The organism is Amycolatopsis sp. 3B14 (assembly GCF_050958625.1).
GTDB lineage: Bacteria > Actinomycetota > Actinomycetes > Mycobacteriales > Pseudonocardiaceae > Amycolatopsis_E > Amycolatopsis_E thermoflava.
Genome location: NZ_JBHZEN010000090.1, coordinates 1 through 20,752, shown reverse-complemented (window position 1 = coordinate 20,752; position 20,752 = coordinate 1). Strand labels below are relative to the sequence as shown.

21 protein-coding genes are annotated in these 20,752 nt (G+C 72.5%); 5 read left to right on the top strand and 16 right to left on the bottom strand.

The window, feature by feature from the left end:
• Positions 1 to 286 precede the first annotated feature (286 nt).
• From ACCP09_RS37170 to ACCP09_RS37140, 7 genes are all read right to left on the bottom strand, one after another.
• Positions 287 to 628, bottom strand: coding sequence for an RNA polymerase-binding protein RbpA (locus ACCP09_RS37170; RefSeq protein ID WP_026153205.1), 342 nt, complete (start codon positions 626 to 628; stop codon positions 287 to 289).
• A gap of 63 nt (positions 629 to 691) precedes the next feature.
• Complete coding sequence (secG, locus tag ACCP09_RS37165; RefSeq protein ID WP_017983033.1) at positions 692 to 922, bottom strand: preprotein translocase subunit SecG; 231 nt, start codon at positions 920 to 922, stop codon at positions 692 to 694.
• A 75-nt stretch (positions 923 to 997) separates the two neighbouring features.
• Entirely contained in the window at positions 998 to 1,783 is a 786-nt protein-coding gene (tpiA, locus tag ACCP09_RS37160; RefSeq protein ID WP_027928731.1) for a triose-phosphate isomerase, read from the bottom strand.
• Positions 1,783 to 2,991, bottom strand: coding sequence for a phosphoglycerate kinase (locus tag ACCP09_RS37155; protein WP_433753619.1), 1,209 nt, complete (start codon positions 2,989 to 2,991; stop codon positions 1,783 to 1,785). Before ACCP09_RS37155 ends, tpiA begins: the two co-directional genes overlap by 1 nt.
• A gap of 4 nt (positions 2,992 to 2,995) precedes the next feature.
• Positions 2,996 to 4,000, bottom strand: a complete 1,005-nt coding sequence (gap, locus tag ACCP09_RS37150; RefSeq protein ID WP_026153206.1) for a type I glyceraldehyde-3-phosphate dehydrogenase — start codon at positions 3,998 to 4,000, stop codon at positions 2,996 to 2,998.
• 147 nt (positions 4,001 to 4,147) lie between these two features.
• Positions 4,148 to 5,314, bottom strand: coding sequence for a winged helix DNA-binding domain-containing protein (locus tag ACCP09_RS37145; protein ID WP_378366098.1), 1,167 nt, complete (start codon positions 5,312 to 5,314; stop codon positions 4,148 to 4,150).
• Between the two features lie 31 nt (positions 5,315 to 5,345).
• Positions 5,346 to 5,849 (bottom strand): DUF6069 family protein, encoded by a 504-nt coding sequence (locus ACCP09_RS37140; protein ID WP_027928728.1) that lies wholly within the window; start codon positions 5,847 to 5,849, stop codon positions 5,346 to 5,348.
• A gap of 73 nt (positions 5,850 to 5,922) precedes the next feature.
• On the opposite strand from ACCP09_RS37140, the gene ACCP09_RS37135 reads away from it, so the two are divergent.
• Positions 5,923 to 6,567 carry a LysE family translocator gene (locus tag ACCP09_RS37135; protein ID WP_027928727.1) on the top strand — a complete coding sequence of 215 codons (645 nt, stop codon included), beginning with the start codon at positions 5,923 to 5,925 and terminating at the stop codon, positions 6,565 to 6,567.
• Here ACCP09_RS37135 and ACCP09_RS37130 read toward each other — a convergent pair.
• The gene (locus ACCP09_RS37130) at positions 6,548 to 6,895 is read right to left on the bottom strand and encodes an ArsR/SmtB family transcription factor (protein WP_027928726.1); all 348 of its coding nucleotides are present in this window, start codon (positions 6,893 to 6,895) and stop codon (positions 6,548 to 6,550) included. The genes ACCP09_RS37135 and ACCP09_RS37130 overlap by 20 nt on opposite strands.
• 42 nt (positions 6,896 to 6,937) lie before the next feature.
• Here ACCP09_RS37130 and ACCP09_RS37125 point away from each other — a divergent pair, with 42 nt between their 5' ends.
• A complete protein-coding gene (locus ACCP09_RS37125; RefSeq protein ID WP_433753615.1) occupies positions 6,938 to 7,423 on the top strand; it encodes a YybH family protein in 486 nt (161 codons plus the stop codon).
• Positions 7,424 to 7,487: 64 nt separating this feature from the next.
• Here the strand turns inward: ACCP09_RS37125 and ACCP09_RS37120 are convergent, their stop codons facing one another.
• From ACCP09_RS37120 to ACCP09_RS37105, 4 genes are all read right to left on the bottom strand, one after another.
• Complete coding sequence (locus ACCP09_RS37120; protein WP_433753614.1) at positions 7,488 to 11,927, bottom strand: hypothetical protein; 4,440 nt, start codon at positions 11,925 to 11,927, stop codon at positions 7,488 to 7,490.
• 10 nt (positions 11,928 to 11,937) lie between these two features.
• Positions 11,938 to 12,738: a hypothetical protein gene (locus ACCP09_RS37115; RefSeq protein ID WP_020422323.1), complete on the bottom strand. Its 801-nt coding sequence runs from the start codon at positions 12,736 to 12,738 to the stop codon at positions 11,938 to 11,940.
• A gap of 82 nt (positions 12,739 to 12,820) precedes the next feature.
• Positions 12,821 to 14,296, bottom strand: coding sequence for a hypothetical protein (locus ACCP09_RS37110; protein ID WP_020422324.1), 1,476 nt, complete (start codon positions 14,294 to 14,296; stop codon positions 12,821 to 12,823).
• Positions 14,297 to 14,362: 66 nt separating this feature from the next.
• Positions 14,363 to 14,827: a MarR family winged helix-turn-helix transcriptional regulator gene (locus ACCP09_RS37105; protein ID WP_027928723.1), complete on the bottom strand. Its 465-nt coding sequence runs from the start codon at positions 14,825 to 14,827 to the stop codon at positions 14,363 to 14,365.
• 35 nt (positions 14,828 to 14,862) lie between these two features.
• Here ACCP09_RS37105 and ACCP09_RS37100 point away from each other — a divergent pair, with 35 nt between their 5' ends.
• Both ACCP09_RS37100 and ACCP09_RS37095 read left to right on the top strand, forming a co-directional pair.
• Positions 14,863 to 15,300: a PPOX class F420-dependent oxidoreductase gene (locus ACCP09_RS37100; RefSeq protein WP_123685942.1), complete on the top strand. Its 438-nt coding sequence runs from the start codon at positions 14,863 to 14,865 to the stop codon at positions 15,298 to 15,300.
• A 43-nt stretch (positions 15,301 to 15,343) separates the two neighbouring features.
• A complete protein-coding gene (locus ACCP09_RS37095; protein WP_123685941.1) occupies positions 15,344 to 16,045 on the top strand; it encodes a 2OG-Fe(II) oxygenase in 702 nt (233 codons plus the stop codon).
• 4 nt (positions 16,046 to 16,049) lie between these two features.
• Here the strand turns inward: ACCP09_RS37095 and ACCP09_RS37090 are convergent, their stop codons facing one another.
• The 4 genes from ACCP09_RS37090 to ACCP09_RS37075 form a co-directional block, all read right to left on the bottom strand.
• Positions 16,050 to 17,078, bottom strand: coding sequence for a glucosyl-3-phosphoglycerate synthase (locus tag ACCP09_RS37090; protein WP_123687289.1), 1,029 nt, complete (start codon positions 17,076 to 17,078; stop codon positions 16,050 to 16,052).
• A gap of 152 nt (positions 17,079 to 17,230) precedes the next feature.
• Complete coding sequence (locus ACCP09_RS37085; RefSeq protein ID WP_228684518.1) at positions 17,231 to 17,758, bottom strand: hypothetical protein; 528 nt, start codon at positions 17,756 to 17,758, stop codon at positions 17,231 to 17,233.
• Between the two features lie 2 nt (positions 17,759 to 17,760).
• Entirely contained in the window at positions 17,761 to 19,161 is a 1,401-nt protein-coding gene (locus ACCP09_RS37080; protein ID WP_431911231.1) for an ATP-binding protein, read from the bottom strand.
• A complete protein-coding gene (locus tag ACCP09_RS37075; RefSeq protein ID WP_123685939.1) occupies positions 19,158 to 19,832 on the bottom strand; it encodes a response regulator transcription factor in 675 nt (224 codons plus the stop codon). The genes ACCP09_RS37080 and ACCP09_RS37075 overlap by 4 nt, the downstream gene beginning before the upstream one ends.
• Before the next feature lie 102 nt (positions 19,833 to 19,934).
• On the opposite strand from ACCP09_RS37075, the gene ACCP09_RS37070 reads away from it, so the two are divergent.
• Complete coding sequence (locus tag ACCP09_RS37070) at positions 19,935 to 20,726, top strand: serine hydrolase (protein ID WP_433753609.1); 792 nt, start codon at positions 19,935 to 19,937, stop codon at positions 20,724 to 20,726.
• The last annotated feature ends 26 nt before the right edge of the window (positions 20,727 to 20,752 follow it).

Genomic DNA, 20,752 nt, shown 5'->3' with positions numbered 1-20,752 from the left:
CGCCGGGCTTCGCTTCGCTACGCCCCGGTCTGCCCCTCCCGACCCCGATCTTTCAGTGTTTTGGCGGTCGAGCAGGCGTGTCAAGGCGGGAAAGCGTGCCTTGACACGCCTGGTCGACCGCCAAAGAAGGCTGGGGATCGGGTTGGGAGAGGGGTGGTTCGGGAGGGTGGCGGCTTTTGTGGCCGGCTGCCTGTTTGTAGTGGTCTGCGGCGTGTTCAAGCACGAACGGACCCTGCCCGCCGGGGCTAGGCCGGCGAGGCGGGGTCCGTTCGGAGAAAGCGCTTCCTCAGATTTGACGGCGCTGACGCAGGCGCTCGAGCGCCTCGGCGAGGATGGCCTCACCGTCGGCGTCGCTGCGTCGCTCCTTCACGTACGCCAGGTGGGTCTTGTAGGGCTCGGTCCGCGGCGCGGCCGGCGGGTTCTTCTCGTCCTGGCCGGCAGGCAGCCCGCAACGCGGGCAGTCCCACTCGTCCGGCACCTCCGCGTCCATGGCGAACGACGGCTTGGACTCGTGCCCGTTGGCACACCAGTACGACACCCGGCGGCGGGGAGCGGCCTCGCCGCGCTCCGACTCGCCGGACGGACCGGCACCGACCCTGGTGCCTCTGATTGCGTTACCGCCAACCATGAATCCTCACAGTGTGGATAGGCGGCGCACCCCCCATAGGCACGCCCGTGCGTTCAGTGTCCGTCACACCTTCAGCAGCAGGCCCAGGCCCACGATGCTGATCAGCCAGATGGCACCCAGCAGCAGGGTGATGCGGTCGAGGTTCTTCTCGGCCACGCTCGACCCCGCGAGGCTCGACTGCATGCCACCGCCGAACAGCGAGGACAACCCGCCACCGCGCCCGCGGTGCAGCAGCACGGCGATCACGAGCAGCACGCTGGACGCGATCAGCAGGATTTGCAGGAACAGCTTCATCTCATCCTCTGGTGTTCGGCAGTTGCCTGATCGTGTGACGGTCTGAGGTTGCCAGACTACTCGCCGACCCCCTGGTTACGGCAGCGGCCCACCGGCAGCCAGCGCACAGAGCTTGGTGAACTCGTCGGCCTGCAGGCTCGCCCCGCCGACCAGCGCGCCGTCGATGTTGTCGCACGCGACGAGTTCGGCGATGTTGCCCGATTTGACCGACCCGCCGTACAGCACGCGGACCTCGTCGGCCACCTCGGCGCCGTACTTGTCGGCCAGTGCGCCGCGCAGCGCCTTGCACACCTCCTCGGCGTCGGTCGCCGTCGCGACCTTGCCGGTGCCGATCGCCCACACCGGCTCGTACGCCACCACGACGTCCTTGACCTGCTCGGCCTTGAGCCCCTTGAGCGCGGCGAGCAGCTGCTGGTGGCAGTGGTCGACGTGGCCGCCGGCCTCCCGCACCTCCAGCTTCTCCCCCACGCACAGGATCGGCTTGATGCCGTGCTTGAGCGCCGCCCGCACCTTCTTGCCGACCAGCTCGTCGTCCTCGTGGTGGTACTCGCGCCGCTCGGAGTGCCCGACCGTCACGTAGGAGCACCCGAGCTTGGCGAGCATCGGACCGGACACGTCACCGGTGTAGGCCCCGGAGTCGTGCGGCGAGAGGTCCTGCGCGCCGTAGGTCAGCAGCAGCTTGTCCCCGTCGACCAGGGTCTGGATGCTGCGGATGTCGGTGAACGGCGGGAGCACCGCGACGTCCACCTTCGCGTAGTACTTCTCCGGCAGCGAGAAGGCGATCTTCTGCACCAGGGCGATGGCCTCGAGGTGGTTGAGGTTCATCTTCCAGTTGCCCGCGATGAACGGCTTGCGCGCCATCAGGCATCACCTTCCAGCACCGCGACGCCCGGCAGTTCCTTGCCCTCGAGGTACTCCAGGGAAGCGCCACCACCGGTCGAGATGTGCGAGAACTTCTCCTCCGGCAGGCCCAGCACGCGCACCGCGGCCGCCGAGTCGCCGCCGCCGACCACGCTGAACGCGTCCGAGTCCGCGATCGCCTGCGCGACGCCCTTGGTGCCCGCCGCGAACGGGGCCATCTCGAACACGCCCGCCGGGCCGTTCCAGAACACCGTCTTCGCCGCGGCGACCTCGGCCGCGAAGTGCTCGGTGGTCCGCGGGCCGATGTCCAGGCCCATCCAGCCGTCCGGGATCTTCTCCGCCGCGACGGTGTCGGTGGCCGCGTCGGCGGCGAACTTGTCCGCCACCACCACGTCGGAGGGCACGACGATCTTGTCGGCGTGCTCGGCCAGCAGCTTGCGCGCGGTCTCCACGTAGTCCTGCTCCAGCAGGGAGGAGCCCACGCTGTGGCCCTGGGCGGACAGGAACGTGAAGGCCATGCCGCCGCCGATGAGCAGCCGGTCGACCTTCGGCAGCAGCGCCTCGATCACGGCGAGCTTGTCCGACACCTTCGACCCGCCGAGCACGACCACGTAGGGCCGCTGCGGGTCGCCGGTCAGCTTGCTCAGCACCTCCAGCTCGGCGAGCACCAGGCCGCCGGCGTAGGCGGGCAGCGCGCGGGCCACGTCGTAGACCGAGGCCTGCTTGCGGTGCACCACGCCGAAGCCGTCGGAGACGAAGGCGCCGCCTTCTCCGGTCAGGGCGGCGAGGTCGCGGGCCAGCTCGGCCCGCTCGTCCGAGACCTTGCTGGTCTCGCGCGGGTCGAACCGCACGTTCTCCAGCAGGGCGACGTCGCCGTCGGCCAGGTCGGCGACGACCGCGCGGGCCTGCTCGCCGACCACGTCACCGGCCAGGCGGACCTCCTTGCCGAGCAGCTCGCCGAGCCGGTCGGCGACCGGGCGCAGCGAGTACTTGGCCTCGGGGGTGCCCTTCGGGCGGCCGAGGTGGGCCGCCACGATCACCTTCGCGCCGGCCTCGGCCAGCCGCCGGATGGTCGGCAGCGCGGCGCGCACCCGGCCATCGTCGGTGATGACCGAGCCGTCGAGCGGCACGTTCAGGTCCGACCGGACCAGAACGCGCCGCCCGGAGACACCCTCGGACAGCAGGTCTTCGAGAGTCTTGACTGCCATGGCCTCAGGAGAGCTTCGAGCCGACGAGCTTGACCAGGTCCGCGAGGCGGTTCGAGTAGCCCCACTCGTTGTCGTACCAGCCGAAGACCTTCACCTGGTTGTCGATGACCTTGGTCAGCGGCGCGTCGAAGATGCACGAGGCCGGGTCGTTGACGATGTCGCTGGAGACGATCGGGTCCTCGCTGTAGCGCAGGATGCCGGCCAGCGGGCCCTCGGCGGCGGCCTTGTACGCGGCGTTGATCTCCTCGACGGAGGCCTTCTTGGCCAGGTCGACGGTGAGGTCGGTGATCGAGCCGGTGGGCACCGGGACGCGCAGCGAGTAGCCGTCCAGCTTGCCGTTCAGCTCGGGCAGCACGAGGCCGATGGCCTTGGCGGCGCCGGTGGAGGTCGGCACGACGTTCAGGGCGGCGGCGCGGGCGCGGCGCGGGTCCTTGTGCGGGCCGTCCTGCAGGTTCTGGTCCTGCGTGTAGGCGTGGATGGTGGTCATCAGGCCCTTCTCGATGCCGAAGGCCTCGTGGAGGACCTTGGCGAGCGGGCCGAGGCAGTTGGTGGTGCAGGACGCGTTGGAGATGATCGTCTGCGAGCCGTCGTAGAGGTTGTCGTTGACGCCCAGCACGACGGTCAGGTCCTCACCCTTGGCGGGCGCGGAGATGATGACCTTCTTGGCGCCACCGGCGATGTGGGCCTTGGCGGCGTCGGCGTTGGTGAAGAAGCCGGTGGACTCGACGACGACGTCCACGCCCAGGTCGCCCCACGGCAGGTTGGCCGGGTCGCGCTCGGCGAGCGCCTTGATGGTCTTGCCGCCGACGACGATGCCGTCGTCGCTGACCTTGACCTCTTCGGGGTAGCGGCCCAGGACGCTGTCGTACTTGAGCAGCTGCGCCATGGTCGCGACATCGCCGAGGTCGTTGAACGCGACCACCTCGATGTCATGGCCCGCGGCCTGCACGGCGCGGAAGAAGTTGCGGCCGATCCGACCGAAGCCGTTCACACCTACGCGAACCGTCACTGCTGCTTCTCTCCTCGGGTCCGTCCCGGCTCCGCGGAACCGGGCACACATCTTCGGGCTCAGGCCAACCCTAGCTGGGCTGGCCTGCGTCTACTCGCACACCCTAACGAGATGTGCACCACCGTGGGGAATCGATCAAGATGACGATCAAGATGACAGATCTCGCTCGACGGGAGTGCGGAATTTCGGTATGACGGCGACCCCGCCGAGACGACCGTGCAACCGTTCGGCGGCGGCCTCCACGGCCGCCGTTCCGTCGGCCCCGATGTCCTCCAGCAGACGGATCGCGATCTCGCCGTCCGGGCGCTGCCCCCACCCGCCGACGACCCGGCCCTCCCACCACACGGTCGGGCCGATGTTGCCGGTGCGGTCGAACAGCAGCGGCTGGTGCTCCCCCAGGAACCAGCCGCGCTCCTGCCAGCCCATCGGGGTCGGGTCCAGCGCCGGGAGCAGCGCGGCGACCGGCTCCGGCTCCGGGACCGGCTCGTCGTCGCCGGGCAGCGCGATGCCGGGGCCGGCGTCGAGGTCCACCTCCGCCGGGCCGACCGCGGTGAGCGCCTTCTTCACCTGGCCCGCGGTCCAGCCGGTCCACCACTTCAGGTCGGCGACCGGGGCCGGACCGAAGGCGCGCAGCCAGCGGCGGGCGAGCTCGACGCGGGCGGTGTCGGCGTCCACCGGTTCGAGCCCGGGCAGCCAGGTCTCCGTGGTCGACCAGGCGTACTGGGTGGACAGCCAGGTGCCGCGGGGGCGGCCGCGAACGATCCGGCCGGACGCGGCGAGCAGGAACAGCACGCGGTTGGTGATGTAGCCGCGCGACTCGTACGGCTTGCCCGCGGCCACGACGATCTCGGTGCGCAGGCGCGGCTCGCCGTCGGCGATCTGCTGGGCGAAGGCGGGCTCGCGGGCCTTCAACGCGGCGTGCGCGCCGTCCTCGACCTCGGCGAGCCACGCGCTCAGGTCGCCGTCGAGCTCCGCGGTGGCCAGGTGCTGGAGGAGCAGCTTGCGCTGCTTGACGGCGATGTCGTCGGCGCAGGCGGCCTGGACGACCGGCACGAGCGCGGCGGGCACGACGAACATCGTGCGGCGCATGCCGAGCATCCGGACCAGCGTGCGGTCGTCGTAGAGGGCGCGCTCGACGTCCTCCGTGCCCGCTCGCGACCGCGCCAGCACCGAGAGGTGGACGGTGGCCGGATCGGTCGCGTGCAGGGCGACCAGGCTCTCCGCGACCGCGACGGGATCCTCGGCTGGCGCGTGGAGGTGGTGCCGCGTCACCAGGCGGGCGCGGCGCTGGTCGTTCCCCAGTTTCGTGCTCACCCGGCGGTTCTACCACCGGGCACCGACAGTTTCAGGAGTAGTAGTGCGGGCCCTGGTCCCACTTGAGGGTGGCCGTGGGCGCGTCACGCTCGCGACGACGGCGACGGGCCGTGCCCGCCACCGTGCTCACCAGCAGCGCGATCACCGCGCCGATCGCGAGGTTGATCAGGGCGGTCGCGATCTTGGCGTCCACCTGCACGGCCAGCGTCAGCGGCAGCACGATCGCGATCGCGGTGAGCAGCACCATGATCCAGCCGAAGAACTGGGCGGGCGCCGAGGTGCCGAGGCTGAGCACGTGCATCAGCCCGGTCGCGAGCAGCGCCGCGGCCGCCGCGCACAGCGCGTAGGTGACGGTGTTGGCGTTGCCCCAGATGCCGTTGCCCTTCGGGGCCAGTACGGCGACGCCGAACAGGCCGCGGGCGATCAGCAGACCGACGACGGCGACCAGCGCGGCGACGACCGCGGTCGCCACCCCGCCGGCCCACAGCCGGCCGTAGTCGGGCTCGGTCGGGTCACTGGGCGGGTATCCGGTCACTATCCGGGGGTTGGCGGGCCGGCGGGCGGATAAACATTGGTCACCCGTGCGGCGGCGGCGATACCCTCTGCCGATGGTCTCGCCCAGCCATTTCGCGGCGTTCGCCGCTCTGGTGTTCCTGATGGTCGTCGTGCCCGGACCGAGCGTGCTGTTCACCGTGAGCCGCGCGCTGACCGTGGGGCGGCGGGACGCGCTGATCACCGTGCTCGGCAACGCCGCCGGCGTGTACACGCAGGTGGTGGCGGTCGCGTTCGGGCTGGGCGCGATCGTACAGACGTCGGCCACGGTGTTCACGGTCATCAAGCTGGCCGGGGCCGCGTACCTGGTCTACCTGGGCGTGCAGGCGGTGCGGCACCGGCGGAAGCTGTCCGAGGCGCTGGCGGCGGCGGCGCCCGCCACGCGCGGCCGCACCCTGACCGTTCTGCGCGACGGGTTCGTCGTCGGGTTCGCCAACCCGAAGTCGATCGTGTTCCTGGCCGCGGTGCTGCCGCAGTTCGTCGACCACGCGGCGGGCGGGGTGGTGGCGCAGATCCTGGTGCTGGGCATCGCGCTGCCGGTGATCGCGGTCGTGTCGGACAGCGCGTGGGCCCTGGTCGCCGGCACGGCCCGCGCGTGGTTCGCCCGGTCCCCCAAGCGGCTCGAATTGGTCGGCGGCACCGGCGGGCTGGTGATGATCGGGCTGGGCGCGGGGCTCGCGCTCAACGGTCGGAAGGACTAGACAGCACGAGGTCGAGCAGGCCCGGGAACGCCTCGTCGAACTCGGGGCGGCGCAGGCGGTTCAGCCGTCGCGGGCCCTCGTCGCGTTGTTCGATCAGGCCGGCCGCGCGCAGCACTGCGAAGTGGTGGCTGCGGGTGGCCTTCGTGACCGGCAGGTCGAACGTGCCGCACGCCTTGGTCCAGTCGGGCAGCTCCGCCAGCTCGCGCAGGATCGCGCGGCGCACCGGATCGGCGACGGCGGTCAGTGCGTCCTGCAGCGGCACGTCCTTCGGGTGGACGTGGGTCAGGCCGCGCGCTCGCGCTGTGTTCGATGCTTGTCGTACACTCATGTGGTCGACCTCCATCGAACACTCTAGACCCCAGGAGCGGACATGACCCGACGCCTCGCGGCCACCTTCGGCCCGGACTCCCGCAACCGGCTGGACGCGGCCACCGCACCGGGGATCGAGGGCGCGCTCGCCGCACTGGAAACGTTCTACTTCGCCTTCAACCAGCGGGACTCCGACGTCTTCGCCCGGGTCTGGACGCAGGACGCGCTGGCCCAGCTGAACAACCCGCTGGGCGGCATCCTCCGCGGCGGCGAAGCCATCTCGGCGCTGTACGACAAGGTGTTCCACGGCCCGGCGCGCGTGACAGTCACCTTCGGCGACGTCGTCGAGTACGCCGGCGACGAGCACGCGTTGTTCGCCGGGCGCGAGACGGGCTCCTACGTCGTCGACGGCCGCGAAGTGCCGCTGCGGATCCGCACCAGCCGCTACTTCCGCTACGAGGACGGCCGCTGGGCGCAGTTCCACCACCACGGCAGCATCGACGACGCGGCGGAGCTGGCTGCCTACCAGGCGGCCATCCGGGGCTGACCGCTCCTCAGCTGCCGGCCGCCCACCGAACGTGGAGCCCGGGCGCGGGAGCGTGGAACTCGCGTCAGGCGGGGGCCTGCTCCCCCGGCTTGGTGAACAGCCGCGTCGCGGAGATGCGGGCGGTGCCGTCCGGCTCGCCCAGGTCGTCGAGGTGGTTGCGGATCGTCGCGTCGACCGAGAGGTACTTGCGGCCCGCCCGGAGGTCCGCGTCGTTGCGCAGCCGGACGATCAGCGGGAACTCGGACAGCGCGCCGGCGTCGAACAGGCCCGTCGTGTAGATCAGCTGCACCCCGAGCGCCTCCGCGACGACCCGCTGCAGCTCCAGCAGGTACCCGGCGGACGCGCGGCCGATCGGGTTGTCCAGGAACAGCACGCCGGAGTGCCGGTTGCGCACGAGCCCGCGGTTGTTGGCCCGCAGCGCGGCCAGCGTGCAGTACAGGATGATCGCCGCGGTGAGCTGCTGCCCGCCGGAGAACACGTCGCGGATCTCGGACACCCGCTGGCGTTCCGTGCGCAGCACCGAGTCCGGCTTGAGGATGTCCACCCGGAACCCCTTGGGCACCGCGGCCCGCACGCCACGCAGCACCAGCGACATCCCGTCGCGCTTGACGTCCCGGCCGTCGCTGGTCTTCCCGACCGCCGCCTCGTCGACGACCTGCCCGAGCGCCTCGGACAGCTGCGGCTCCTCCGGATCGCCGAACCGGATGCGCAGGAACTCCTGCCCGGACCAGCCGCCGAGCCCCTCCGGCAGCCGCGACAGCCGTTGCGCCGACCGCAGCATCCGCAGCGCGCCCTCGACCATGCCCTGCAGCCGCGCGACGATCCCGGACCGGTGCCGGTCGATCTGCGCCAGGTCGTCGGTCAGGGTGCGCAGCCGCGGCTTCAACGCGGCCGACCACTCCCGCGCGTGCGCGGGCAGGCTGTCCCGGCGCACCGACACGATCTGCTGCCGCACCGGGCTGGTCAGCTTCTCGAACCGCTTGTCCGTGGCGTACTGGGCAAGCGCGTCCGCCGCCGCCCGCACCCGCTTCTCCGCGGCGTCGACGGCCGCCTCGGCGTCGGTCAGCGTCGTGTTCAGCTTGCGGTAGCGGGCCTGCGCGGCTTCCACATCGCCGTCGAACACGGTCTCCGGCTCGCCGTCGGGCGCCAGGTGCGCCATCGACTCGGCGAGCATCTTGAACCCGGCCGCGGACGCGGTGGCCGCCTCCAGCGTGCGCTCGGCCTCCGCGCGCCGCGCCTGCGCCTCCTCCAGCGCGCGGGCCGCGGCCGACGCCTCCTCGACGGCCTCGTCGATCAGCTCGCGGCCGTGCTCGACGTCGCGCGGCCGGGTCTCCAGCGACGCGTTCTGCTTGGGCAGCTGGTCCAGTTCGGCCTTGCAGGTCGCGACCAGGCCGATCGCCTCGCTGTGCTCCGCCTCCAGCGCGGACACCGTGCGCCCGGCCCGCGCCAGGGCGGCCGCGCGGGTCGCGGCGTCCGACCCGTCCGGGGTCTCCAGCAGCCGCGCCGCCTGCTCCCGCACCGCCGGGTCCAGCGCCTCCAGGGCCGCCCGCGCCGTGGACTCGGCGCTCTCCGCCTGGTCCAGCTCGGCCCGCAGGTCGCTGCCGACCTCGACGCGGGCGTAGGCGTCGCTGGCCGCGGCGAACGCCCGGCGCAGCGCGTCGACCGGTTCGCTCGGCACCGGCTCGTCCTCGGACACCGATCCCCCGCCCGGCACCTCGGCCAGCTCGGCGCGGGCGTGGGTGACCGTGCGGCGGTGGCCGTCGGCGGTGCGCTGCTCTTCGGCCGCTTCCTCGCGCAGCCGGGCCGCGCGCGACGCCGCCTGCTCCGCCTCGGCCTCGGCGCGCGTGACGATCTCCTGCGCGCGCTCGACCGTCTCGGTCCACTGTGGAATCAGCACGACCCGCTCGGCCAGCTCGGCCAGCTTGCGGGCGCGTACCTCGCTGTCACGCGCCTCGGCACGCAGGGCCGGGATCGCCTCCCGCAGCCGGGTGCGGCGCGCGGCCAGATCGGCCAGCGCGCGCTCCTGGGCGACCACCGCGGCTTCGGCCTCGGTCTGCTCGGTGGCCGCGGCCTCGGCCTCCTCGGCGAGGGTGGCCAGCGCGCCGGGCGGGTAGTCCTCGCGCCACGTGGTGAGCTTCCACTCCAGCGCGGCGTCGTCGCCGATCGCTTCGGTGAGCGCTTCGAGCTGCTTCTGGCGGCGGGCGTGCCGGGCGGCGATGGCCTGGCGCTCGGTGTCGGCCGCCTCCTCGTCGTACATCGCGGGGTTGGGCGGGACCAGGAAGTCCACGCCCGGCGCCGCACCTGGCGCCCGCACCGCCTGCGTGGTGCCGACCGGCAGCACCACGCTCGGCAGGAGCTTGGCGTCGGCGAGCACCTGCCGTGCGCGGTCCAGCTGCGCCGGGTCGTTGACGAGCACCCCGCCGAGCAGGTGCGGCAGGTCCCGCAACACGCGCTCGCGGCCTGCGGCGTCCATCGTGGACAGATAGCGCCAGCCCGACCACGCGGTGATCCCGGCCGCCTCCAGAACGTCCAAAGCGGACTGGACCTCCGGCGGCGCGGGCAGCAGCCCACCGGAGCCGAGCGCCGCCAGCGCCCGCTCGTCCACCGACTCCTCCATGCGCAGGGCAGTCTGCTCGCGTTCCGCGGTGGCCCGCGCCTCGCGCAGCCGCGTCAGCAGCGCGGGCGTGTCGGTCTCCAGCTGGACGTTGTCGCCGCCGAGCAGCTCCAGCAGCCGCGGGTGCGCGGCGAGGCTGTCCGAGCGCCGGTGCGCCTTCGCCAGTTCCTCGGCAGCGTGGGCCGCCCGGGACCGCGCGGTCGCGGCCCGCTGTTGCGCGGCGTGCAAGGCGGCCTGCGCCTGGGCGTGGTCCTCGGCGACCCCTTCGAGTTCGCTCTCCCGCGCCGCCAGCTCGGTGGTCGCGTTCTCGCCGCGCGTGCGCGCCTCCTGCGCGGCGGCGGCGACCTGGGTGCCGTCGCTGAGCAGCCCGTCGCGGACGGCCTGCTGCACCTGCGCGCGCACCTCCTCGATGCGGCGGGTCAGCTGCCCCAGTTCGGCGCGGTGCCCGGCGGCGGTGGCGGTGGCCGCGTCCCGCTGGTCCTGCGCGGCCGCGGCGGCGGTGCGGGCGGTCTCCGCGCGGGCCTCGGCGGCCTGCGCCTGCTCCTCGGCCTCCCGCGCCAGCGCGAGCAGGCCGCGGGCGAGCGCGGTGGCGGCCGCGTTCTTGGCTTCCAGGGCCGGTTTCGCGCTCTGCTCGCGGTCGCCCACGAGCTTGCGGATGTCCGTCGCCTTCCGCGCGGCGTTCACGTGCGCGAGCACGGTGCCGGTCTCGCGCCACGCGGCCGCGGCCTCGCGTGCCTTCGCCAGTTCCTCGTCGATCCGCGCCTTCTCCGCGGTCGCGTCGGCCAGCCGCATCTCCCCGACCACGCGGCGCAGTTCGGTGACGACGGCGTTGCGGCGCCGGCAGTCGCCGTCGGCCAGTTTCTCCGCGTCCCGCGTCTCGTCCACATAGGACTTCAACCCGTCGAGGCGCTCCGCTTCCAGCTCGTGCCGCGCGATCACCGATCCGGCCAGCGCGCGGGCCTCCTCGCGCGCGACCGCGGCGAGTTTGCGGGACGCGGCGGCGAGCGACTCCTCCTCGGTGAGCGGCGTGAGCAGGTCCAGCGCCCCGGCCACGAAGTCGCGTTCGGACATCAGCTCGCCGCGCTGCCCGAGGTTGTGCGCGTAGGTCTGCACGACCTCGGCCAGGTCCTTCGGGTCGTCCTCGGGGATCACCGCACGCAGCAGGAACTCGACGAACGCCTCGTCGGAGGTGAACGCGAACGCGTCGGCCGCCTCACCCTCGCCGGCGTTCATCGCGCGCTGGTAACGGAACAGCTCGGTGTCCAGGCCCAGGGTGTCCAGCCGCTCGGTCCACTCGTGGTGGCGGCGGGTGGTGAACAGCTCCAGCTCCGGCTCGGCCTTGTGCGCGCGCTCCAGCTGCTCGCCGAACCCGGACATGGTCAGCAGGCGGCCGTCCTCGGTGAACGGCAGCGACTCCAGCCCGAGCGCGGCGGTGGGCCGGAAGCAGTACCACGAGTCGACCAGGTTCGCCGGGTCGTTCGACACGACGTGCCCGCGCCACTCCGACACCTTGCCGGTGATCACCCGCTGCCCGGTCTCGGTGTGCTGCCACTCCAGGACGACGTGCGCGACGTCCTTGGCCATCACGAACTTCTCCAGCACGCGCGTGCTGGTGGTGCCCACCACCTGGCGCCGTCCGGGCAGCATGACCGAGAAGATCAGCTTGATCAGCACCGACTTGCCGCCGCCGTTCTCCAGGAACAGCACGCTCGCCGGGGACGGCCGCCGCGGCAGGCTGCCGTCGGCGGAGTGGATCCCGGCGGTGAACAACGCGTCCTGCGCCGGCGCCTTGACCAGCGGGCCGACGCCGCTGAAGTCCAGCAGCACGTTCTGGTAGCGCGCGCCCGCCGGACCGACGGAGTGCAGGCGCACCCGCGAAAGCTCGTACACCGATCTCCCCCTACAGAGTGTCCGAAATGGACGGGCGCAGCGTGCCCTCGCCGTCGGAGACCGCGACCACGCCGAGGGCCAGCAGCTCCTCGAACGCGCTGTCCGCGGCCAGTTCCCGCACCTGCACCTGGTAGCGCGGCGTGGTCCGGTAGGTGCCGCCCTGCTCGCCGCTGACCTGCACCAGGAACCCCTGGTCGGCCAGGAACCGCAGCGCGCGGGACACCATGCCGCGGGTGGTGTCCGAGGCCAGGCGGCCGTCCTTGGTGGCCGCCGCTTCGGGACGGCGGGCGTAGGCGCGCCAGGCCTGTTCCAGCTCCGGCGAGTCGGACAGCGGGTCGTTGTTGGCCTCGGCCTTCGCGGCGCGCTCGTCGAGGATCCGGCACGCCTCACGCACCACGCCGTCCACCTGGTCGACGCTGACCCGGCCGATGTAGGTGTCGTTGGCCAGGTCGTCCGGGCGCGGGTAGCCCAGCGCGGCGGTGGCGAGGTGCACGAGGCCGTGCAACACCTTCTCGGTGTCGCGGCGCTCGCGGATCTTGCTCTGCCGCGCGTAGCTGTCCATCTTGACCTCGAACACCGACTCGTCGGTGGCGGCCAGCACCGCGCCCGCCTGGTGGCTCACGTCGAGCACCATCAGGCCCAGCCCCGCGGCGACCGAGTTGGTCAGCTGCTTGAACGCGCTGTCCTCGCCGTAGCGGCGGACCAGATCGGCGTAGACGACGTCGCGCGAGGGCAGGTGCTTGGGCCGCATCCCGAACGAGATCAGCCGTGCCGCGTTCTCGGCGTCCCCGGTCGTGACCGGACGCGTCATGCCGCCCCCTCAACGGACGCGGCAAGCCGCGGCAGTGCCTCGGCAGGCATGGCGCTGAATGATTCGGACCTGCAAGCAGTCCTCATGCCGCCCCCTCTTCGTCTTCCTCGCGTTCGAGCCGCGCTGTGCTGAGCAGCAGGTCGGCTCCCCCGAACTCGGGGTCCTCCAGCAGCGTGCCGTCGTCGACGGCGAGCAGCGCCCGATCGTCCCCCTGCCGGACGGCGGCACCCACCTCGGGACTGTAGGAGTGCAGCGCCCGCAGCGCCACCAGACGCGGCAGCTCCGGGTCGAGCTCGCGGGCCTCGGCCAGCACGCCGGACAGCCGCCGCGGCACCTCCGGCAGGTCCAGCAGCTCGTCGGCCCGCCGCCACTGCTCGTCACTGTAGTGGTCGAGGCTCTCCGGCGGGACGAGCTCCGGCTCCGGCACCTCGCCGACCACCTTGTCCCGCTCGGGCGCGGGCCGCAGCAGCAGCGAGACGAGCGACGGCAGCGCGGGCACGGTCGGCACCACCAGGCCTGCCGACGCGTGGAACCAGGACTCCAGCGGCGCGACGGCGTCGGCGATGGGCAGCTCCAGGGCGGGCATCAGGATCTGGCCGAACAGGTCGACGGTGGCGCGCTGCGGCGGGCCGGAGAACTGCTGGCGGTCCTGCTCGGCACGGAACACCGCGCCCGCGGCCTGCAGCCGGGCCTGCAGCTGGGTGTGGCGGCTGATGCAGTCGCTGACGATGTCGACCAGCTCGGCGGCGCGACGTTTGTGGTCGACGTCCTCGGCCTCGTCGCGGGCGGCGGTGATGTTGCGCAGGATCGCGTTCTCCGCGCGGAAGCGGGCCTCGATGTGGGTCAGCGCCGAGTCCAGCAGCTCCGGCATCTCGCGGTCCCAGTCCACCGCCCGCACGTCGCGGCGGGTGGCGTCCAGCTTGGCGCGCAGCGTCTCGCCGTACTGGACGGTGCGGTAGCGGGCCTGCTCGGCGGCGAGCTTGGCGTCGGCGAGGCGGCCGCGGCTGATCAGGTTCTCCAGCTTGACCTCGGCCGCGATCTGCGCGGACTCCACGTCGGTGTCCAGCGCGCCGACCAGCACGTTGATCGCCTCGTCGCTGGCGCGCAGGTACACCTCGCCGTCGGGCGCGGCCAGCTCGACGAGCAGTTTGAAGTCGAACGCGCGGCGCCGGTAGGTGCCGTTCGCGTCGAGGCTGCCGTAGACGCGGCGGAAGCCGCGGTCGGTGGTGCCGACGTTGATCAGGTTGTCCAGCACCCAGCGGGCGACGCGCAGGTGCTCCTCGGCCGGGCGGCGCGGGGCCTGCGCGGCGATGAACGGCTGCAGGCGCCGGACGACGTCGTCGTGGTTGGCGCCGGTGTCGAAGTCCATCGCGATGGTGACCAGGTCGATCGTGTGCAACGCGATCTCGGCCATCTGGTAGACGGTCGCGTCGGCCCAGTCGAGCTTGGACTTGCGCGCGTCCAGGTCGTGCAGGGGCGCGGTGCAGGCGAGCGCCTTGAGCCGCCGGGCCAGGCCCTCGTCCACCAGCCCCCCGCTGATCAGATCCGAGTCACGCACAGCGCTTGAGACTAGGACAGTCGCGCGAAGCGCGTCGGTTGAGGGCGGTGGTGGGAGACGGGCGGGCTACCTGGGCGTCCTGTCTCGCTCGACTTCACGCTCGTAGGTGCGCAGCGTGTCGATGACCAGGCGCCGCTGCTCGGGGGTGAGCGGATCGAGGGCGGTGCGCCAGGCACGGGCGCCGGCGGCGAGCCAGCCCTCGACCTCGGCGCGGTAGGTCGCGGCGATGCTGACGATCGTGCGGCGCCGGTCGCTCTCGTCCTCCGTGCGGTCGAGGATCCCGCGGCGGCTGAGGTCGCCGACCATCAGGCTGACGGTGGTGGGCGCGACCTCGAGCCGCGCGGCCAGCTCGTTGACCGTCATCGGCCCGTCGAACAGCAGGTAGGACAGCAGCGACAGGTGCCGCGGGGCCAGGTTGAAGTCGCGCAGCCGCTCCGGCACCGGCAGCTTCTTGGCGCGGCCGACCAGCCGCGGCAGGAGCAGCAGCATGGTGCGGACGGCCTCGTCGGCGGTCGGTGCGTCGCTCGACATGCCCGTCATGATCCCACGTCGCTAAGGTCGCCCCCATGCACGCACTGAGCAGGGACGAGTGGCTGGAGTTCGCCTCCGCGGGCACGCGCACCGGGAAGCTGGGCGTCACGCGCGCCGACGGCAGCCCGCACGTGACGCCCATCTGGTTCGTCGTCAACCCCGGCGACGGCGCCGACGAGCTGATCTTCAACACCGGCGCGGAGTCGGTGAAGGGCCGGGCGCTGCGGCGGGACCCGCGGTTGTCGCTGTGCGTGGACGACCAGGAGCCGCCGTTCGCGTTCGTCCAGTTCACCGCCGAGGCGACGCTGCACGAGGACCTGGACGAGATGCTGCACTGGTCGACCCGCATCGGCGCGCGCTACATGGGCGAGGACCGGGCGGACGAGTTCGGCAAGCGCAACGCCGTGCCCGGCGAGCTGCTGGTCCGGGCGCGCATCACGAAGGTGATCGCGTACGGCGGTCTCGCCGACTGATTTCCGCCAGCCCGCGGCCGTCCGGGCGCGCAGACTGGGCGGGGTGATCTCGGACGTCGCGGGCTTCGACTGGCCCGCTCTCACGGCAGAACTGAACGACACCGGCTGCGCCCTCACCCCGCCCATCCTCAGCGAGCGGGAGTGCCGGGAGCTGTCGGCGCTGTACGACGACGTGGGCCGCTTCCGGTCCACGATCGACATGGCGCGGTTCCGGTTCGGCTCCGGCCAGTACCGCTACTTCGCCTACCCGCTGCCGGATCCGGTCGCCCGCCTGCGCGCGGCGTTCTACCCGCATCTGCTGCCGATCGCGCGGGACTGGGCGGCGAAGCTGGGCTGGGACGCGCCGTGGCCGGATGACCTGGAGACCTGGCTGGATCGATGCCACCGGGCCGGCCAGATCCGGCCGACACCGATCCTGCTGCGCTACGGCGCAGGCGACTGGAACGCGCTGCACCGCGACCTCTACGGCGAGCTGGTGTTCCCGCTGCAGGTGGTGATCGGGCTCGACGCGCCCGGCACCGACCACACCGGCGGCGAGTTCCTGCTGGTCGAACAGCGGCCGCGCGCGCAGTCACGCGGCACGGTGACCCAGCTGCCGCAGGGCCACGGCCTGATCTTCACCACGCGGGATCGGCCGGTGCGGTCCTCCCGCGGCTGGTCGGCGGCGCCGGTGCGGCACGGCGTGAGCACCGTCCGCACCGGCATCCGCCACACCCTGGGCCTGGTCTTCCACGACGCCACGTGAGGCGTCAGGCGATCTCCCGCAGCCCCGAGCCGTCCGCCGCGCGCAGCGTCGCCAGCGGCGGGCGCTGCTCGCACGCCAGGTCGGTGACCACCAGCTCGCGGTCCACACCGTGCCCGGACTCGCCGCGGCGGAACTGGGCGAGCATCGTCGCGGGCGGTTCGGCCGACACCAGCCGGCCGTAGCGCTCGAGCCGGTCGAACACGGTCAGCATGATCTGGCCGGACATCCGGCCCAGCGCCTGCGTGTTCTGGTGCCGGTGGGTGCGTTTGCCGAGGTCGACCTGCGCGAGCGCGTCCAGCCCGTAGGACTCCAGGATGTCGATCAGGTGCCCGACCTCGACGCCGTAGTTCGCCACGAACGGCACCCGCTCCAGCACCTCGCGCCGCCCGGCGTACTCGCCGGCCAGCGGCTGCACGAACCCGGCCAGCTCGGGCCAGTAGAGGTTGAGCAGCGGGCGCGCCACCAGCTCGGTGACGCGGCCGCCGCCGTCGGCGTCGGTGCTCACCGCGCCGACCAGCGGCCGGTGGTAGAAGCCCTTGACGTAGGCGATGGAGTCGTCGGTGAGCAGCGGGCCGAGCAGGCCGGTGACGTAGTCGCTGGTGAAGTCGTACAGATCGCCGTCGACGAACACGACGATGTCCCCGGTGGAAGCCGCCAGCCCCTTCCACAGGGCCTCCCCCTTGCCCTGCAGCCCGGGCAGGGCGGACAGGACCGAATCCTGCGCCACCACCGTCGCGCCCGCTTCCGCCGCCACCTGGGCGGTCGCGTCCTGCGAGCGCGAGTCGACGACCATGACCTCGTCGACCAGCTGGTGGCGTTCGACGAGGTCACGGCGGATCGTGCGCACGATGTCGCCGACCGTCGCCTCCTCGTCCCTGGCCGGGATCACCACGCTGACCGTCGTGTCCCCCTTGGCGGCGACCAGATCGGCCACCGGCCAGTCGCCCGCCTGGCTGCTGCGCCGGGGCAGCCAGGCGCCGACGTCGGCGGACACCTGCGGCGCCGCCACCTTCCTCGCCCTGAAGCCTCGCATGCGCATCCCCTTCCCCGAACCGGACATCGGCGTGATCGATGCTTCGGCAGACGGGTTTCGCCGACCGCTCCGGGATGAAACCGGCAGGTTACGAGTTCGTACCCGGCAACGGGCGGTCGTAACACACCTTGCACATCCGTCGCGTTTGAACTTCAGCGCAGCAGCGGGCAGGACCGGCCCTGTGCCGGGGTTTCCGCCTCGGGTCGTGTGGTGACGACGGGGTAGCCGTCGACCTGAGTGATGCCGGGCGTCCCGATCAGCCGCACGAGCAGGTTGGCCGCCCGCGCACCGGTCTGGGCGTGCACCGCGATCACCGTGCACGCGATCTGGTCCTTCGCCAGTTCGGGCAGGGTTTCCAGCGGCGCGGTGAGGTTCACCGTGACGACCCCCTGGTCCAGTGCCCCGACGGAGACGCCGAGTGCGCCGGTGGGGAGCATGGTCGCGTAGCCGGCGGCGGCCTCCTGCGTGTTCGGCCCGGCCAGGAGCAGGGTGACCGCGTCGGGCACCGTGCCGAGGTGGCCGGTCTGGCGGACGACGGGCGCGAGCTTGCCCGCCTTGAGGAAGAACAGGATCGGCCCCGGCGCGGCCCCGACCGGCGGGTCGCCCGCGGGCACCGGATCGGTCGGGCGCACCCCGCAGCCGGCGAGCACCAGCACGAGCAGCAGCCAGGTCCAGCGCACGCTCACCACCGCCCCGGCAGCCGCAGCACGAACCGGGCGCCGCCGCCCGGGTTGTTGCCGGCCTCGATCGTGCCGCCGTGGAGTCCGGCGTTCTTCTCCGCGATGGACAACCCGAGTCCGCTCCCCTCCGACCGCGATCGCGCGGTGTCGGCCTTGTAGAACCGGGCGAACACGTGCGGGAGCACGTCGTCGGGCAGGCCCGGTCCGTGGTCGGTGACCTCGACGACGGCGTCCGCGCCCGACGCGGACAGCCGCACCCGCACCGGCGGCTCGCCGTGCCGCAGGGCGTTGCCGACCAGGTTCGCCACGATGACGTCGAAGCGCCGCGCGTCCACCGCGGCGATGATCCCGGGCGGCAGATCGGCCTCGACGCGCTCGGTCCACTGCCGGGTGCGCAGGGTCGCGGCGATCAGCTCGCCGAGGTCGGCCTCGCGCCGGTCCATGCGGGCGCGGCCGTTGTCGAAGCGGGAGATCTCGATGAGGTCGTCGACGAGCCGGGTCAGTTTGCGGGTTTCCTCGCTGACCAGCCGGGTGGCCGTGGCCGCGTCGCCCTGCAGCCGCGCCGCCTCCTCGTCGAGCACCTCGGTCACGGCTGTCATCGCGGCGAGCGGGGTGCGCAGCTCGTGCGACACGTCGGCGACGAACCGGCGCGCGTCGGCCTCCATGCGGCGCAGCTCCCCCACCGACTTCTCCAGGCTGGCGGCGGATTCGTTGAACGTGCGCGCCAGTTCCGCCAGTTCGTCGCCGCCGCGCTCGGGCAGGCGCGTGGACAGCCGGCCGTGGGCGAGCTGGCGGGCGCCGTCCCGCAGGCGCCGCACCGGTCGCAGCACCGCGCCCGCGGCCAGCCACGCCAGGACGACCGCCAGCGGCACCGCGACGGCGGCGGTGCGCCACCCGTTGAGCGCGAACTCGCTGATCTGGTGTTGTTCGGCCCCCAGCGAGTACCAGCCGTACACCTCCAGCCCGGACGGCACGCGGGTGAAGTTCGTGTCGGTGGTCAGGACGGGCATGCCGACCACGAGGGCCGGGACGCCGGAGGAGTCGACGCGCTGGAACACCAGGCGTTGCTCGGCGCGGACCCGTTCCGCCAGCTCGGCGGGGACGAAGTCCGCGGGCCCGGCGCTCAACTTGCCGTACCGGGCGGCCGCGACCCCGGGCAGCGTCCGCACGAGCTCGGTGAGGCTGTCCTGGTCCGGCGGCATGGTGATGGCGGGGGCGGCGGCGTCCACGGCGTCGCGCAGCCGGGTCATCACCTGGTCCTGTGTCGCGGCGAGCACGGTGCGCCGCGCGGTGACGTAGTTGACGCCGGTCGCGCCGACGGTCGCCAGCACCGCGACGAGGCTGATGATCAGCACCAGCCGTGCCCGGATTCCCCGCAGCCGCGCGAGAAGCCGTCTGATCACAGTGGACCGAACCGGTAGCCGAAGCCGCGCACGGTGCGGACGTACACCGGCGCCGCGGGCTGGTCCTCCAGTTTCGCCCGCAACCGCTGCACGCACGCGTCGACGAGCCGCGAGTCGCCGAGGTAGTCGTGTTCCCACACCAGTTCCAGCAGTTGCTGGCGGCTGAGGACGCGGCCGGGCACGCGGGACAGTTCCAGCAGCAGCCGCAGTTCGGTGGGGGTGAGGCGGACCGGTTCGCCGTTCTTCGTGACCTCGCAGGCGGCGCGGTCGATGGTCAGGGCGCCGTGTTGTTCGCGGGCCTGGCCTGCCGCGCCGCCGCGGCGGAGGACCGCTTTGATGCGGGCGTCGAGGACGCGGGGTTGCACGGGTTTGACCACGTAGTCGTCCGCGCCGGCTTCGAGCCCGCCGACCACGTCGATGTCGTCGCCGCGGGCGGTGAGCATGATGATCGGGACCGGGCCGGTGGCGCGGATGCGGCGGCACACCTCGAACCCGTCGATGCCGGGCAGCATCAGGTCGAGCAGCACGAGGTCCGGGCGGCGGGCGTTGAGCAGCCGCAGGCCGGCCTCCCCGTCGGCGGCCGGTTCGACGTCGTGACCGTGCCGGCGCAGGCCCAGGCACAGTCCTTCCCGGACCGCCGGGTCGTCCTCGATCAACAGCAATGTCGGCACCCGGCCGATTATGGCGGCGTTTCACCAACTCCGGCGACTCTGTAGCAAAACCATGACACGACGACGACGGGACACGGACATCCGCGGCCGAAGCTGATCACCATGTCCGTGCAGACCAGGCCACTCCGCCGTGGCCCGATCGTCGTCCTCGTCGTCGCCGTCGTCGTGATCGCACTGGCCCTCGGCGCCGCGCTCGCCCTCCGCGGCGACGCTTCCGAGCCGGTGCCGGCCGACTCCTCGGCGACGAGCGTCCTCGTCTACGACCGCAAGCAGAACCGCACCCTGCGCCAGGAGGGCGCCGGAACGCGTTACCGGTCGGCGTCGCTGGTGAAGCTGCTGATCGCCGTCGACCTGGTGCAGCGCGGGCACGTGACGCCCGACCGCCCGAGCCCGCGGGTGACGAGAATGCTGTCCTACAGCGACGACGCGATCGCCAACCAGCTGTGGGAGTCCGGCGGCGGCCCCGACATCGTCCGCCGCACGGCGACCTCGCTGGGTCTGACGGCCACCGAGCCCCCCGCGGACCCGGGCCGCTGGGGCGACACACTCCTGTCGGCCGAAGACGTGGTCAAGATCTACCGGGCGGTGCTGGCGATGCCGTCCCGCGAGCGGCACCTGATACTCGACCCGCTCCGGAACGCGCACCAGGTGGCAGCCGACGGCGTCGACCAGTACTTCGGCATCCCGGACGCGCTTCCGGGCCGACCGTGGGCGATCAAACAGGGGTGGGCAGCAGGCCGCGGCGGGGTCGACGCGCACACCAGCGGCGTGGTCGGGACTGGGGACCAATACGTCGTGGTGGTGTTGAGCCACCGCCCGGGCGGAACGGCGCTGGAGACCGCAATGCGAGAGGTCACCGAAACAACAACGACAATCGAAAATCTATTGGGCTGACAAACAAAACCGCCGCCCGGCAACGA